General features: G+C 70.6%; 14 protein-coding genes. 10 read left to right on the top strand and 4 right to left on the bottom strand.

Going from position 1 to position 14,016, the window contains the following annotated elements; translation table 11 throughout:
* Window positions 1-344: 344 nt before the first annotated feature.
* Window positions 345-2,999, bottom strand: a complete 2,655-nt coding sequence (locus OCEPR_RS02375; protein ID WP_013457108.1) for a gluzincin family metallopeptidase — start codon at window positions 2,997-2,999, stop codon at window positions 345-347.
* 52 nt (window positions 3,000-3,051) lie between these two features.
* On the opposite strand from OCEPR_RS02375, the gene OCEPR_RS02370 reads away from it, so the two are divergent.
* Window positions 3,052-3,261 (top strand): hypothetical protein, encoded by a 210-nt coding sequence (locus tag OCEPR_RS02370; RefSeq protein WP_013457107.1) that lies wholly within the window; start codon window positions 3,052-3,054, stop codon window positions 3,259-3,261.
* 58 nt (window positions 3,262-3,319) lie between these two features.
* Here OCEPR_RS02370 and merA read toward each other — a convergent pair whose 3' ends face one another.
* The 3 genes from merA to OCEPR_RS02355 are packed head-to-tail and all read right to left on the bottom strand — an operon-like array spanning window position 3,320 to window position 6,316.
* Window positions 3,320-4,918, bottom strand: a complete 1,599-nt coding sequence (gene merA / locus OCEPR_RS02365) for a mercury(II) reductase (protein WP_013457106.1) — start codon at window positions 4,916-4,918, stop codon at window positions 3,320-3,322.
* Window positions 4,919-4,971: 53 nt separating this feature from the next.
* Complete coding sequence (locus OCEPR_RS02360; RefSeq protein ID WP_013457105.1) at window positions 4,972-5,376, bottom strand: heavy metal-responsive transcriptional regulator; 405 nt, start codon at window positions 5,374-5,376, stop codon at window positions 4,972-4,974.
* 43 nt (window positions 5,377-5,419) lie between these two features.
* Window positions 5,420-6,316, bottom strand: coding sequence for a histidine phosphatase family protein (locus tag OCEPR_RS02355; protein ID WP_013457104.1), 897 nt, complete (start codon window positions 6,314-6,316; stop codon window positions 5,420-5,422).
* Window positions 6,317-6,485: 169 nt separating this feature from the next.
* On the opposite strand from OCEPR_RS02355, the gene leuS reads away from it, so the two are divergent.
* The 9 genes from leuS to OCEPR_RS02310 all read left to right on the top strand — a co-directional run bounded on the left by leuS (window position 6,486) and on the right by OCEPR_RS02310 (window position 14,011).
* Window positions 6,486-9,116 (top strand): leucine--tRNA ligase, encoded by a 2,631-nt coding sequence (leuS, locus tag OCEPR_RS02350; RefSeq protein ID WP_013457103.1) that lies wholly within the window; start codon window positions 6,486-6,488, stop codon window positions 9,114-9,116.
* Between the two features lie 183 nt (window positions 9,117-9,299).
* Window positions 9,300-9,515, top strand: coding sequence for a cold-shock protein (locus tag OCEPR_RS02345; protein ID WP_013457102.1), 216 nt, complete (start codon window positions 9,300-9,302; stop codon window positions 9,513-9,515).
* Between the two features lie 193 nt (window positions 9,516-9,708).
* The gene (locus OCEPR_RS02340) at window positions 9,709-10,767 is read left to right on the top strand and encodes a hypothetical protein (protein WP_013457101.1); all 1,059 of its coding nucleotides are present in this window, start codon (window positions 9,709-9,711) and stop codon (window positions 10,765-10,767) included.
* Window positions 10,768-10,776: 9 nt separating this feature from the next.
* Window positions 10,777-11,289 carry a DUF1572 family protein gene (locus OCEPR_RS02335; RefSeq protein WP_013457100.1) on the top strand — a complete coding sequence of 171 codons (513 nt, stop codon included), beginning with the start codon at window positions 10,777-10,779 and terminating at the stop codon, window positions 11,287-11,289.
* 64 nt (window positions 11,290-11,353) lie between these two features.
* Window positions 11,354-11,644, top strand: coding sequence for a hypothetical protein (locus OCEPR_RS12750; protein WP_013457099.1), 291 nt, complete (start codon window positions 11,354-11,356; stop codon window positions 11,642-11,644).
* Complete coding sequence (locus OCEPR_RS12745) at window positions 11,644-11,856, top strand: YdeI/OmpD-associated family protein (protein ID WP_013457098.1); 213 nt, start codon at window positions 11,644-11,646, stop codon at window positions 11,854-11,856. The genes OCEPR_RS12750 and OCEPR_RS12745 overlap by 1 nt, the downstream gene beginning before the upstream one ends.
* 4 nt (window positions 11,857-11,860) lie before the next feature.
* On the top strand, window positions 11,861-12,256 hold the full coding sequence (gene mce, locus OCEPR_RS02320; RefSeq protein WP_013457097.1) for a methylmalonyl-CoA epimerase: 396 nt from the start codon (window positions 11,861-11,863) through the stop codon (window positions 12,254-12,256).
* Window positions 12,253-12,570: a VanZ family protein gene (locus OCEPR_RS02315; protein WP_013457096.1), complete on the top strand. Its 318-nt coding sequence runs from the start codon at window positions 12,253-12,255 to the stop codon at window positions 12,568-12,570. Before mce ends, OCEPR_RS02315 begins: the two co-directional genes overlap by 4 nt.
* Window positions 12,571-12,640: 70 nt before the next feature.
* Window positions 12,641-14,011, top strand: a complete 1,371-nt coding sequence (locus OCEPR_RS02310; protein ID WP_013457095.1) for a DUF1800 domain-containing protein — start codon at window positions 12,641-12,643, stop codon at window positions 14,009-14,011.
* Window positions 14,012-14,016 lie beyond the last annotated feature (5 nt).

The raw sequence follows: 14,016 nt of genomic DNA, 5'->3' as shown, positions 1-14,016 counted from the left end.
CCGGCTCGCGGGCTTCGCCGGGATGTGGGGTGTTGGGTGTGGGATGTGGGAAAAGCGCTTTTTCATCATTAACGTGCTGACCCGGAGCTCGTTGGCGGGGTTCTTGAAAAACCTACCTCCCACACCCCACCCCCTACTTCCTGCCTTTCCCGTATCCCCGGACGAGGCGGCATTATGCCGCCGAGATCCGGGAGCCTGCCCTGAACTTGATTCAGGACCATGCCAGGAGAGAAGCCGAGATTCGGTTGCCGCTGGCTGGCCCACCACAGGCTACAAGCTACGGGCCACAGGCCAGCCCCGCTACCACGCACCACGTACCACGTACCACGTACCACGCACCGCCCTCACCACGGCCCCAGCTCCAACCGCCACCACCAGCCGCCGTCCCAGCCCGCGCGCACGCCCAGCGGCAGCGGAACCATGTAAAAGAGCACCGTATCCGCGTAGATTCCCAGATCGGCGCCGTAACCCAGCGCGCCCGCGGCCGGGTCGTAACGTCCGTGCACCCCGGGGGCGAGGGTGACGCGCTCGAGCGCCAGCCAGCCGTCGGGGGTGCGCCAGCGCGGGAGGGTCCAGTAGCGCAGCCGCGCCTCCAGCGCCGCGGCGTCGCCCACCGCACCCGCCCCCACGGGCACCGGCGTGCCCGTTCCGCCCGCAAAACGGGCCTCGAGCGCCAGGTCCCGCCCGCCCCACTTCCAGGCCGCACCGGCAAGGCCCCAGACGGAACCCGGCCCCCCATAGACGCCGCCGTAACCGCCGCCGGTGAGGTAACCCCAGGCGTCGCGCCCTTCGCGTCCCGCGCGCACGAACCCGCCGTAGCTCAGCCGCCAGCCCGCCGCCGCGCTCCAGACGGGCCCGGCCTCGAAGCGGGCCCGCCAGTTCCAGCGGTCCCAAAAGCCGGTGCTCGCGAGCCCCGGCACCACCCCGAAGACGACCTCGCCCCGGGAGGGCCAGGCCCCGCCGCGGAGCGTGAACCCCAGGGGCGCGGTGCGCCCGACCAGGTCGACGCCCGCTCCGGCGCCGGCCTCCACGTAGGCGTAGGCCCCGTAGGAGGTTCCTGCGAGCGTCGGGTCGTACCCGAGCGCCGCCCGGTAGCTGTAGACCCGCGAGTCGTCGAGGCCGTAGACGCTGAGCTCCAGACCCAGGTAGGGCGGGTTCGCGGCGACGCTGAAGTTCGTGGGCAGCCAGCCGTAGGGTTTCAAGCTGGACCAGGGCCGGTAGGAGGCGCGTTCCAGGGGGCGTTCGGGCGCCCGCCAGTTCGCGGGCATCGTTTCCGAGCACGCCTCGCCGCCCGGCGCCGCGTTCGGAGCCGCGGCGCGCACGGGCTCGCCCAGCGGCGCCAGCGGGTAGATGCCGTAGCCCTGACCGCGCAACTCGGCCACCACGTAGGCGCCCTGATGCGCGGCGGCCCCCACGATTCCGCCCAGGGTGGCGCTGAGCCGGGTCACCCGTCCTTCCGGCATCTCCATCCGGTACAGGTCGAAGACCCCGCCCTCGTCGCCGAGGAAGAGCAGGGCGCCGTCGCCGTCCCACGTGGGTTGGAGGTGCTGGTAGCGGTCCCGCCGGTAACCCGTTCCCAGCTCCGCGCCCCCGCCCGCGCAGGGATCGGGCGCGCGTGCGGGCGGCACGACGTCCAGCGGGCCGGCCGCCAGGTAGCGCAGCCGGCCGCCCTCGAGCAGGGCCACGTCCACCACCCCGCCGTGGGCCACGGCCAGGGCCACCCGCCCGCCGGGGCTCAACGCCAGGCCGACCAGGTGCTCGCCGCCCGGCGCCCGCCACACCTCCTCCACCCGTCCCGCGCACCAGCGCCCAAGCGCGGCGGCTTCGCCCGCCCGGTCGCGCACGAAGTAGACGCAACCTTCGGGGCCGGGGGCCGCCAGTCGGGCGTGGCGCCCCCGGGTAAGGCGGGTCTCTCGGCCGGTGGCGACGTCGAGAGCGAACACGTCGCTGGCCACGCCGTCGCCCTCGCGGAAGTAGCGGCTGTAGATCAGGATGCTTTCGTCGCCCCACCAGAGCCGCTGCGGGTGGACCGGGGCCAGCCGCCGCGCCCCGGAGCCGTCGCGCGCGGCCACCCACACGCCGCTGCGCCGAACGAACGCGAGCCGGCGGCCGTCGGGGCTCAGCACCGGGTCCCTGCCGCTTACGACGGTCTCGCCGCGCGGCAGCGCCGCCTCGGCGTAGGCCGCGGTCCGCCGGCGCTCGCGTTCCACCCAGTCATGCCACTCGTCCGCGAGTGCGCGGCCGTTCGCCCGCCTCCAGGCTTCGGCAAACGAAGGCGGGGCCACGAGGCCGGTGTTGTATTCACGCAAAGCGTTCAGCACCGCATCCCAACCGCGACGCTCGATCAGGTCCTGCACGAAACGCACCCCGAGCAGGTACCGGGTCAGCCCCCGGGGCCAGGCGTCGTAGGTGTATAGGCTCATGTCGGCCAGGTCGGGGAAGCGGTCCTCCTCGAGCAACGCGTTGATCAACCCCTGGGTGAAGGCCCAGTCGAGCCGTCCGCCGGGGGTAAAGCGCGACTCCATGAAGGTGGCCAGCCCCTCCACGAACCACGCCGGCGGCATCGGCGCCGAGAGCTCGGTCGCCAACCCCAGCCGCAGCGGCGGCTGGCCGCCCGGCCGTTCGCGAAAGCTAAGCTGGCGGGTGTGGGTCAGCTCGTGCACCAGCAGCAGGTAGCTGACGCTGGGGCTGCGCAGGTCGACGACCGCGCCCGCGGGCACCGGGGCGAGGAGCTCCACCGTGCGCCGCGGCACCGTGGTGGCGTAGGCGTTGAAGACGTCGACGGTATCGTTGATGCGCAGCACCACCGGCCCCTCGCGCGCCCCGAACAGCGGTTCCAGCAGGTCCAACGCCGCCTCCGCCTCGCGCGCCACCCGTTCGGCGTAGGCGGCCAGCTCCGGTCGGGGGTAGAGCACCCGGACCCGCTCACTCGTCACCTGCCCCCACCCGGCCCCCAGCGCGACGGCCAGCATCCAGCCCAGCAGCACCAGCCTTTTCATGCACTCAGTTTACCTTTCACGACTTCCACACCGCGGCAGGGATAATGGGGACGTGAACGGACGTTTCGCCCGACGCTTCAATCTGCGCGGACCCCTGGCCTGGGCGGTCTTCATCGTGGCCGCGTTGCTGGGCCTCGTGCTCACCGTTTGGGTGCTGGTCACCGCCTTCGTCTACATCGCCATCCTGGCGCTGGCGGGCTGGGTCTACTACACCTGGCTGCGCCTTAAGTACCGCAACCGCCGGCTCCCGCCCGGCTACTGAACCTTCCAGCAATCGAGCCGAGCCGCACTGAGTCGCCGTAGTCCGGCGCATGCAAACGCTAGGCGCAGCAAGAAAGCCGTTTGACGTCGGTGTCCAGGGCTTGGGCGACCAACCGAACCCCCTCGGCAAGGGTCAGGTAGGGGTGGTAGGTCTCGATCAGCTCGCGGTAGCCGAGCCCCAGGCGCACGGCCAGCGCCCCCTCGGCAATCATGTCGCCCGCTTCCGGCGCCAGCAGCTGCAGCCCCAGCACCCGGCCCTCTGCGTCCACGACGATCTTGAAGCGACCGCGGGTGTCGAAGGCGGCCAGCGCCCGGGGCAGGTCGGCCAGGTCGAGGGTCGCGGTGCGAACACCCTCGCCGTACCGCGCCCGCGCTTCGGCCTCGCTCAGGCCCACGGCGGCGAGCGCCGGGTCGGTGAAGGTGACGCGGGGAACGGCGGCGAGGTCGAGGGTGGCGCCCGCCCCCAGGGCGTTCTGCGCCGCCACCCTCCCCGACTGGGCCGCGACGTAGACGAACTGGGGCAAGCCCGCCACGTCACCCGCGGCAAAGACGTGCGGATTGGAGGTGCGGAGGGCCGTGTCCACGCGGACAAAGCCGCCGGCGTCGAGCTCGACGCCGGCGGCCTCGAGCCCCAGCCCCCGGGTGCGCGCGCGGCGGCCGGTGGCCACGAGCACCCGCTCGCCCTCGTAGACTCCCCCGGTCGTGCGCACCTCTCCCCCCTCGATCCGCTCCACCCGGACTCCGGTAACGACCTGCAGGCCTTCCTTTTCCAGGTAGCCCCGCAGCAGGGTGGTCAGTTCCTCGTCCTCGCCCGGCAGGATGCGGTCTTGGGCTTCAAGGACGACGATCCGGCTCCCCAGCCGCCGGTAGGCCTGGGCCAGCTCCAGCCCAACCGCACCGGCGCCGACGACGACCAGACTTTCGGGGCGTTCGCGGGCGGTGGTGGCGTCCAGGTAGGTCCAGATCCGGCCCCCCTCCAGCCCGGGAACGGTGGGCAGAACCGGCTCCGCACCGGTGGCCACCAGGTAGGCGTGGGCGGCGACCGGTTCGCCGTCCACCTCCAGGCGGTCGGGCGCGGTGAAGCGGGCGTGCCCCTGCTTGAGGACCACCCCCGCGGCCTCGAGCACCTCGCGGTACTTGCGCTTGCGCAGATCGCTTACCAGCGCGTCGCGCGCGCGGGCCACCCCCGCGAAGTCCACCTCCGCCCCCCGGGCTTCGACGCCGGGAAAGCCTGCGTTGCGGGCCCGCTCGGCGGCCTCGCCGGCCCTGAGCAGCGTCTTGGAGGGTACGCAGCCCACGTTGACGCAGGTCCCGCCCAGGGTGCCGGACTCGACGACCCACACCCGCGCGCCCCGACCCGCGGCCTCCAGCGCCGCCGCCACCCCCGCCGAACCGCTGCCGATCACCACCAGGTCGGGGCTCGTGGACTCGTTTTTCACGGCCGCCGCCGGTCCGCCCGCTTCTTCCAACCGGGCCTCGTAGCCGGCCGCCCGCACTGCGGCGATCAGGTCCCCGGGGTCGGCGTCGCCCCAGACCTCGGCCCGCGCCGCCTCGTAGTCGACGGCCACCTTGCGCACCCCGGGCACGGCCTCGAGCGCCCGGCCCACGGCCTCGGCGCAACCCGCGCAGGTCATGCCGAAGAGCTTAAGTCGGATCATCCCCCACCTCCCGGGTTCAGCCTAGACCCTGGACCGCGGTCCAGGGTCAAGCCTCAGGCGGGCGGGTCGAGGTAGACGCAGGCGTCCGCGCCGTCGCAGGCGGGGTCGGGGTGGGCGCGCGCCCAGGCAAGCCGCTCGGCCAGCTCCCGCCGCAGGGCCTCGAGCTCGCGCATCCGCTCTTCCAGGGCGGCGAGCTTGCCCTCAAGCAGGGCGCGCACGTGAGCGCAGGGCGGCTGCCCCTCCTCCATCACCTCCAGCAATCCGGCCACCTCGCGGAGGGTGAAGCCCAGGGCCCCCGCCCGCCGGATGAAGTCCAGGCGCCGCAGGGCCGCCTCGTCGTAGAGGCGGTAGCCCGCCGTGCTGCGCGCCGCCGGCCGCAGGAGGCCGCGGCGCTCGTAGAAGCGCAGCGTGTCCACCGAGACGCCGGCGGCGCGCGCCAGTTCGCCGATCCGCAGCATGCCCCAGTCTAGGACGCGCGGGGTGAAGGCCGGTGAGGAGTGCCTAGGGCAGGCCCAGCGCGGCGATGCGCGACCGCACCCAGTCGAGGGCGCTCGACCCCGGGTAGGTGATGCCGTTGTGGTCCTCGTCGGCGACGTAGGTCCAGACGTTCCAGTACCCCGCGTCCAGGCGGATGTTGTCGGTGTAGTCGAAGACCAGGCTGGTGTTCCCCTCCGGCTGCACGTCCGCGGCCAGGAGGCGGGCCGACTGCACCTCGAGGTTGTAGGTCGCGCCGGGGTAGGCCACGTCCTTGGCGCTGTAGTACGAGGTCCACCACCAGTACTTCTCGATGGGCTCGACGTCGCAGCTCTCGGACAGGTCCACCGGCCAGGGGTTGCCGTAGCGGGCGTAGAAATCGTCGAAGTACGGGCGGTTGTCGCCTTCCCAGAGCGCGCAGATGCCGTCGAGGTCGATCAGGTAGTCGGCGGTCCAGCCGGGGTGGGCGCGCAGCAGGTTGTGGGTCCAGTTGGTGCCGTGGGAATGGCCCAGAAGCACCCGCCGGCTGCCGGGCCAGTTGCGCCGCACCCAGTCGAAGTCGGCCTCGAGCTGCAGGAAACCGTACTCGTAGGCGCCGCTGATCGAGGAGTAGTGGTTGTAGAGGTGCGAGCTGTAGGTGAGCACGAGGACGCTCCGGCCCAGGTCGCGGAACGCCTGGGCCACCGCCTGGGCGGTGCCGCGCTCGGTCAGGTAGTCGTAGTTGCCTGTGGGTGCGCCGTCGCAGGGCACGCCGCAACGGCCGGAGACGGCGAAGAGCACCACGTCGGGCACGGCGAGGGCCAGGCCGGCTTCCCCGGCGACGCGCGGTTCGGGGGCGTAGGCCGGCTTGCCCGCCGCCGGCCCGGTGCAGGCGGAAAGCACGAGCAGGGCGAACAACGCAACGAATCCGATAAGCTTTTTCATAGCACCTCCCAAACGGTTTACGTCGTTATATCATCTTTGTTTTTTCCATGCACGCGAGCGTATACTCTTAGCGATGACGCGCACCGGCCTACCCCCCGCCTGAGGGAGCCCTACGGGTCCGCTCCCTCCCCTGCTGCGGGAGGGTTTTTTAGGCTTCACCGGAGGAACGATGAGCAAATACAACCCCCACGCGATCGAACCCAAATGGCAGCGTTTCTGGGAAGAGCGCGGCCTGATGAAGGCCCGCGAGGAAGGGGCGAAGTACTACGTCCTGGAGATGTTCCCCTACCCTTCGGGCGACCTGCACATGGGCCACCTCAAGAACTACACCATGGGCGACGCCCTGGCCCGCTTCAAGAAGCAGCAGGGGTACAGCGTGCTCCACCCCATGGGGTGGGACGCCTTCGGCCTGCCGGCCGAGAACGCCGCCCTCAAGTTCGGCAAGCACCCGGCCGACTGGACCTTCGACAACATCGCCAAGGCCAAGGAATCGCTGAACCTGATGGGGATCCTCTACGACTGGGACCGCGAGGTGACCACCTGCACCCCCGACTACTACCGCTGGAACCAGTGGATCTTCATCAAGATGTACGAGGCGGGGCTGGTCTACCGCGCCGGCGGGTTGGTGAACTGGTGCCCCAAGTGCCAGACGGTGCTGGCCAACGAGCAGGTCGTCGAGGGGCGCTGCTGGCGCCACGAGGACACCCTGGTCGAGAAGAAGAACCTGGAGCAGTGGTACCTGAAGATCACCGCCTACGCCGACCGGCTGCTCGACGACCTGGACAAGCTGGAGCACTGGCCCGAGAAGGTGAAGGCGATGCAGCGCGCCTGGATCGGGCGCAGCGAGGGGGCCACGGTGAAGTTCGCGCTCGAGGGCCGGGACGAGGCGCTCGAGGTCTTCACCACCCGGCCCGACACCCTCTTCGGGGCCACCTTCATGGTCATCGCCCCTGAACACCCGCTGACGCTCGAGCTCGCCACCCCCGAGCGCCGCGCCGAGGTGGAAGAATACGTCCGCGCCTCGCAGCTCAAGAGCGAGATCGAACGCCAGACCGAAGACCGGGAGAAGACCGGCGTCTTCACCGGCGCCTACGCCATAAATCCGGTGAACGGCCGGAAGGTGCCCATCTGGACCGCCGACTACGTGCTCTACGGCTACGGCACCGGGGCCATCATGGCGGTGCCGGCCCACGACCAGCGCGACTTCGAGTTCGCCCGCAAGTTCGGGCTCGAGATCGTCCCGGTCGTCAAGCCCGAGGGCGAGGACCTGCCCGAGCCGCTCGAGGCCGCCTACGAGGGCCCCGGCGTCATGATCAACTCGGGCGAGTTCACGGGCCTGCCCAGCGAGGAGGGCAAGAAGAAGATCACCGAGTGGCTCGCCGCGAAGGGGCTGGGCGAGGCCACGGTCACCTACCGGCTGCGCGACTGGCTGATCAGCCGCCAGCGTTACTGGGGCACGCCCATCCCGATGATTCACTGCGAGAACTGCGGCGTGGTTCCGGTCCCCGAGGACCAGCTGCCGGTCGAGCTGCCCGAGATCAAGGACGTCGAGCAGATCCGGCCCCAGGGCAAGAGCCCGCTCGAGGCCCACCCCGAGTTCATCCGCACCACCTGCCCCAAGTGCGGCGGCCCGGCGCGGCGCGACGCCGACACCATGGACACCTTCTTCGACTCGTCGTGGTACTACCTGCGCTACACCGACGCCCACAACGAGCGCCGGCCCTTCGCGCGCGACAAGGCCGACTACTGGATGCCCGTCGACCAGTACATCGGCGGCATCGAGCACGCGGTGCTGCACCTCCTCTATTCGCGCTTCTTCACCAAGTTCTTCCACGACCAGAAGATGGTCGCGGTGGACGAGCCCTTCGAACGCCTCTTCACCCAGGGCATGGTCATGGGCTGGACCGACTACGGCCCCGTCCAGGTCGAGGGCGAGCGCGTGCGCCTGAGCGAGGAGGCGCGCATCCGCCTGGAGCTGGAGACCTCCGAGCTGAGCCGGGACGACGTGAAGAAGATGGGCGCCGAGCTGCGCGAGGGCGAGGACGGCCACCTCCACTTCTGGAAGCCGGCGGTGATGAGCAAGTCACTGGGCAACGGCGTGATGGTCGGTCCCTTCGTGCGCGAGCAGGGCGCCGACATCGCCCGCGTGACCATCCTCTTCGCCGCCCCGCCGGAGAAGGAGATGGTCTGGACCGAGGAGGGCGTGCAGGGCGCCTGGCGGTTCTTGAACCGCGTCTGGCGGCGGGTGGTGGAGGACGAAGAAGCCCTGCGCCAGGCCCCCGAGGCCTTCGACCCCGCCCGGCTCGAGGGCGCGGACAAGACCCTCTACCGCAAGCTCAACCAGACGATCAAGAAGGTCACCGAGGACGTCGAGGGCCTGCGCTTCAACACCGCCATCGCCGCGCTCATGGAGATGCTCAACGCGCTCTACGACTTCCGCAAGACGAGCGAGGCGAACGCGGTCTACAAGAACGCGGTGCTGGGCTACCTGCAGCTCCTGGCCCCCTTCGCCCCCCACATCGCCGAGGAGCTGTGGCACCGCTTCAACGAGAACTCGGTCTTCGACGCCCGCTGGCCGACCTACGACGAGGCCGCCCTGGCCGCCGACACCCTCACCCTGGTGGTGCAGGTGAACGGCAAGGTGCGGGCGCGGATCGAGGTGCCCGCTGAGATCGACAAGGACGAGGCGATCGCCCGCGCCAAGGCGCACGAAAACGTCCGCCGCCACCTCGAGGGCAAGCAGCTCGTCAAGGAGATCTACGTTCCCGGAAAGCTCGTCAACCTCGTGGCCAAGGGCTGAAGGGCCCGATCCCGCACCCCCCGCGGCCGGCCGCGGGGGGTGCTTCACATGCCCCGCAAATGCGGCGGCGGACATCTGTGCTACAATGAAGCGCGCTGCGGGAAAGCTGTGGTGGCCAAATTGGTAAGTCTCATCGCCCAGCCCCCGTGCGTTGCCCGAAAGGGCAGGAGTAAAGGAGCAGTAATGGAAAAAGGTAAAGTGAAGTGGTTCAACGCGGAAAAAGGCTATGGTTTCATTGAGCGCGAAGGTGGCAGCGACGTGTTCGTGCACTTCAGCGCCATCAACTCCTCGGGTTTCCGCACCCTCAACGAAGGCGACGTCGTGGAGTTCGAAGTGGAAGATGGCCCCAAGGGCCCCTCGGCCGCGAACGTGACCGTGGTGGAGTCCGCGGGCTACTAGCCTGAACCCGCAACCGACCAAAGGCGCCTGCGGGCGCCTTTGTTTTTGGGCCCTCCGTGCCCTCGGGGCGGGGCGCGGTAGGATGGAAGCAAACCGTCCGCGCCCGGCGCACCGGGAACGCCCGGTCGCCGGCCTCGGGGAGGGAGGGCCGCGGGGTGCACGCAGCCAGGCAGGTGCGAAGGGACGACCGCCGTTGAGCGGGCAGGGGCGGCCTTGGGCCGCGCTGCTGCTGGCGGCCCTTCTGGCCTACCCGGGCCCCGTGCGGGCCCAGGACGGCCCCTGGATGGGCTTCTTCCCCTCGCCCGCCCGCATCGAGTGGTCCAGCCTGCTCGCCACCCTGCGCGGCATCGGACGCCACGCCGACGCCGTGCTGCTCCAGCGCAACGTCCCCTGGGAGGCGTTCGAGCGCGGCCCCGAGGCCGACTCGCGCCGCTTCGCCGACCTGGCCAACCTGGTGCGGCTGAGCCGCGAGCAGGGGCTCGAGCCCATCTTCGTGGTCGACGCCCTCAACGGCCTCGACCGCCGCGCCTTTCAGGGGGTGCCCGCGGCCTGGGGGCCGCCCAGCTTCGCGGACCCGCGCATCCGCCGGGCCTTCAAGAACTTCGCCGTGCGGATCGCACGCACGTACCGCCCCCGCTACCTGGGCCTGGGCTCGGAGGTCAACACCTACATGACCGCCCATCCGGAGGACGCGCCCCACCTGGTCTCGCTCTACCTGGAGACCTACGCGGCGGTCAAGCGCGCCTCGCCCGCCACCCGCGTCTTCACCACCTTCCAGTGGGACGAGCTGCGGGCCGCCCCCGGAGGTCCCGACTGGAGCCTGATCGAGGCCTTCGAGCCCCGGCTCGACCTCTGGGTGATCTCCTCCTACCCCTGCCTCTGGCTCGGCGGCCGCGCCCCGGGGGCGGGGTACTACGCCCCGCTCGCCCGGCGCACCGACCGTCCGCTCGCGCTGGGCGAGGGCGGCTGCGCCTCCCGCGGCTCGGGGCGCCGGCCCGGCTCGGACCAAAACCAGATCGCCTACCTGAACGCCGTCGCCGACCAGCTGGGCCCGCGGCTCGCGTTCTGGATCTACCTGCTCTACAACGACCTGGACCTGGAGGCCTACCGGGAGGCGATCGGCAGCGACCGCGACCTGCAAACCCTGGGGATGTTCACCCGCATGGGCCTGACCGACGCGGACGGGCGGCCCAAGCCCGCGCTGCAGACCTGGGACCGGATCCGCCGCCGGCTCCGGACCTCGCCGCAATAAGGAGGAGGCATGCAACCCTACGCGCAGGAATTCCGGCGGTACAAGCGAATGCTCGAAGAGGCGGTGGCCCAGCTCGACGACGAGGCGCTGTTCACCCGCCTGGGCCCCGGCGAGAACGCGGTGGCCGACCTATGGAAGCACCTCTCGGGCAACCTGCGCTCCCGTTTCACGAACTTCCTCAGCGAGGACGGCGAGAAGCCCTGGCGCGAACGCGAGGCCGAGTTCGACGCCTCCGGAGCGAGCCGGAGCGAGCTGGAGCACGCCTGGCGCGAGGCGTGGGCGATCGTGGAACGGGAGGCGCTGGCGCTCGGCGAGGCGGACCGCACCCGGCGGGTCACGATCCGCGGCGTAGGCTTCAGCGTCGAGGAGGCGCTGGCGCGGTCGCTGGCGCACCTGGCCTACCACGTCGGCCAGATCGTGCTGCTGGGGCGGCACCTGAAGGGGCCTGCGTGGCGCTTCCTGACGATCCCGCCCGGCCAGAGCGCCCGCTACAACCAAAACCCCGACAAGGAGCGGGGATGAACTTCCGGAAGCGGTGCAGATTCGGCAGCGCGCGGCGCCGCTGCGGGGTAGGCTGAGGAGGACGATGAACCGGGGCACCCTCTACGTACGCAACCGCTACAACCGTCAGATCGAGTACACCGGCCCGCTGACGACCGACCTCGACCGGGAAGCCCGCCTCCCCGAGGCCGTGCGCCGCTGGGTGCTCGAGGCCCGAAGGCGGTACGAGCACCTCGACGAGGAGCGCTTCCTGCGCTACCTGGCCGTCGCCCTGCCCACCTCGATGGAGCTGCTCATGCAGGGCTACCTCGTCAGCGTCGACCCCGACCGGAAGGCGCCGCACGCGGAGGCCTTGAACGAAGCCGGAGCCGACTAGTGGACCGCGACGAACGCGCCCGGCTGGAAGCGGAGCTGGCGGACCACCCCGCCGCCCTCGACGCCTGGCGCGCGCTGGCGCCCTCGCACCAAGCGGAGTGGCTGCGCTACGTGGCCGAGGCCAAGCGCGCCGAGACCCGGGCGCGGCGGCGGCGCAAGGTGCGGGCGGCAATGGCGGCCCGCTCCACCGCGGACCGCGGTCGGGCAGAATGAAGGCATGGACCTGCACCACGTAGGCATCGCCACCCCGGAACCGGAGGCCATGCTCGAGCGCTACCGGGCGCTCGGCTACACACTCGAAGCCGAAGAAAAACTGCCGCAGCAGGGCGTCCACGCCTTCATGCTGGTCAGCGGAGGCCACCGCCTCGAACTGCTCGTCCCGCTGGGCCCCGAGACCCCCGTGGGCCGCTTCCTGGAGCGCCGCGGACCCGGCCTGCACCACCTGGCCTTCGCCACCCCCGACCTGGAGCGCACGCTCGCCGAACTCGCCGCCGCGGGCGCCCCCCTGATCGACGAGGAGCCGCGCCGCGGCTTCGGGGGGCACCGGGTGGCCTTCGTGCATCCGCGCTGGTACGGGGGCGTGCTCGTCGAGTTCGTCGAGGCGGGGGCTTGAACCGGTTCTTCCTGCTGCTCGCCCTCGCCTGGGCGGCGCTGATCTTCGCCGCCTCCAGCCAGCCCGGCAGCAGCGTCGGCCTGCCGCCGCCCTGGGACAAGCTGGCCCACCTGATCACCTACGCGGTGCTCGCAGGCCTGCTGCGCGCCGGCGGCCTGCCGCCGGCGCCGGCGCTCGCCGCGGCCGCGCTCTACGGCCTCAGCGACGAGTGGCACCAGTCGTTCGTCCCCGGGCGCGACGCCAGCCTGGCCGACTGGGCGGCCGACGTGTCGGGGGCCGTGCTCGCTTTGTGGCTTTTTCATCGGAAAAAGTAGTCTTACTTAAACCGGGTATATTCCTTGCACTTTTTTACAACTTTTTCCGCAGCGGTTGCTACCATGGGTCATGGACAAAAACCGCACCCTAAACCCTCCCCTTCCGGAATCTTCCTCCACGGGCTCCGGATCGGCTCCGACGACGGGTGCCTTCCCCGCCACGGCGCCCTACCGCCCCAGCGGCTCCGCCTGGAAGTCCGCGCTCGCCCTGCTCCTCGTGGGCGGCACGCTGACCGCCTGCGGCGGTCTGGGGGCGCGCGCCAAGTACCGCGGCCCCTTCGGGCGGTACGAGGCCGCGCACCTGCTGCGCCGGGCCGCGGCCCGCGGCAACGCCGACGAGGCCGACGACCTGGCCGCGATGGGGCTCGAGCGCGCCGTCGACGCCCTGCTCGACACCCCCGACCTGCCCACCGAGCAGGAGCCCGCGTACTTCGACGACGCCAACTACGTGCACGAGTGGGTGAACCACTGGCTCACGACCCGGACGCCGCTGGCGGAGCGCCTGACCCTCTTCTGGCACGGGCACTTCACGACCGAGGCCTCCAAGACCGGGGCCTGGAACACCTACCACAAGATCAACAAGCTGCGCGAGCTCAGCCTCTCCTCGTTCCGCGACCTCCTCTACATGATCGCCGAGGATCCGGCGATGCTCATCTACCTCGACAACGACGACAGCACCAAGGAGCACCCCAACGAGAACTGGGCCCGGGAGCTGATGGAGCTGTTCACCCTGGGCGAGGGGCACTACACCGAAAAGGACATCCAGGAAATCGCCCGCGCCTTCACCGGCTGGCGCGTCAGCTACGAAGACGGCCACCACTACTTCCTCTTCTACGGCGAGGTGCACGACTTCGAACCCAAGACCATCCTCGGTCGGCGGGTGCACAACACCTTCAACCCGCTCTTCGAGGGCTACGAGGTCCTCGACATCCTCCTCGCCAAGGACCAGACCTACCGCTTCGTCGCCGGTAAACTCCTCAAGTACTTCTTCCATCCCGAACCCACCCAGGAGATGGTCAACGTCGGCGCCGACGTGCTAAAGGGCGGCACCGTGCGCGACTTCCTCAAGTGGCTCTTCATGCATCCCGAGTTCTACGCCGAGGGCACCCGCAACGCCCTCGTCAAGAGCCCCCTCGAGTACGCGGTGGGCCTCCTCTACGCCGCCGGCAAGCGGGAGGTGCCCATGGACAGCGACCTTTCCTACTGGCTGCGCGCCCGCCTGGACCAGGACCCCTACAACCCGCCCGACGTCTCGGGCTGGCCGCTGGCCAACACCGACTGGCTCCCCGACGCCTCGTTGCTGCAGCGCCTCAAGTTCATCGACTTCGCCACCCAGCCCCCCGACGGCGGACCCCCGCCGGGGCCCATCGACTACTCAGTCTTCATGGACGGAGCCGTCAACCCGCTCAGCCTGGTTGCGCCCGAGGCGCAGCTGCTCTAGGAGGG

Source organism: Oceanithermus profundus DSM 14977 (assembly GCF_000183745.1).
Taxonomy (GTDB): domain Bacteria; phylum Deinococcota; class Deinococci; order Deinococcales; family Marinithermaceae; genus Oceanithermus; species Oceanithermus profundus.
This window is presented reverse-complemented; position numbering and strand designations above follow the sequence as displayed.

Coding starts and splice junctions, on each gene's coding strand:
- OCEPR_RS02375 (WP_013457108.1), bottom strand. CDS start 2,999: ATGAAAAGGCTGGTGCTGCTGGGCTGGATGCTGGCCGTCGCGCTGGGG.
- merA (WP_013457106.1), bottom strand. CDS start 4,918: ATGATCCGACTTAAGCTCTTCGGCATGACCTGCGCGGGTTGCGCCGAG.
- OCEPR_RS02360 (WP_013457105.1), bottom strand. CDS start 5,376: ATGCTGCGGATCGGCGAACTGGCGCGCGCCGCCGGCGTCTCGGTGGAC.
- OCEPR_RS02355 (WP_013457104.1), bottom strand. CDS start 6,316: ATGAAAAAGCTTATCGGATTCGTTGCGTTGTTCGCCCTGCTCGTGCTT.
- leuS (WP_013457103.1), top strand. CDS start 6,486: ATGAGCAAATACAACCCCCACGCGATCGAACCCAAATGGCAGCGTTTC.
- OCEPR_RS02345 (WP_013457102.1), top strand. CDS start 9,300: ATGGAAAAAGGTAAAGTGAAGTGGTTCAACGCGGAAAAAGGCTATGGT.
- OCEPR_RS02335 (WP_013457100.1), top strand. CDS start 10,777: ATGCAACCCTACGCGCAGGAATTCCGGCGGTACAAGCGAATGCTCGAA.
- OCEPR_RS12750 (WP_013457099.1), top strand. CDS start 11,354: ATGAACCGGGGCACCCTCTACGTACGCAACCGCTACAACCGTCAGATC.
- mce (WP_013457097.1), top strand. CDS start 11,861: ATGGACCTGCACCACGTAGGCATCGCCACCCCGGAACCGGAGGCCATG.
- OCEPR_RS02310 (WP_013457095.1), top strand. CDS start 12,641: ATGGACAAAAACCGCACCCTAAACCCTCCCCTTCCGGAATCTTCCTCC.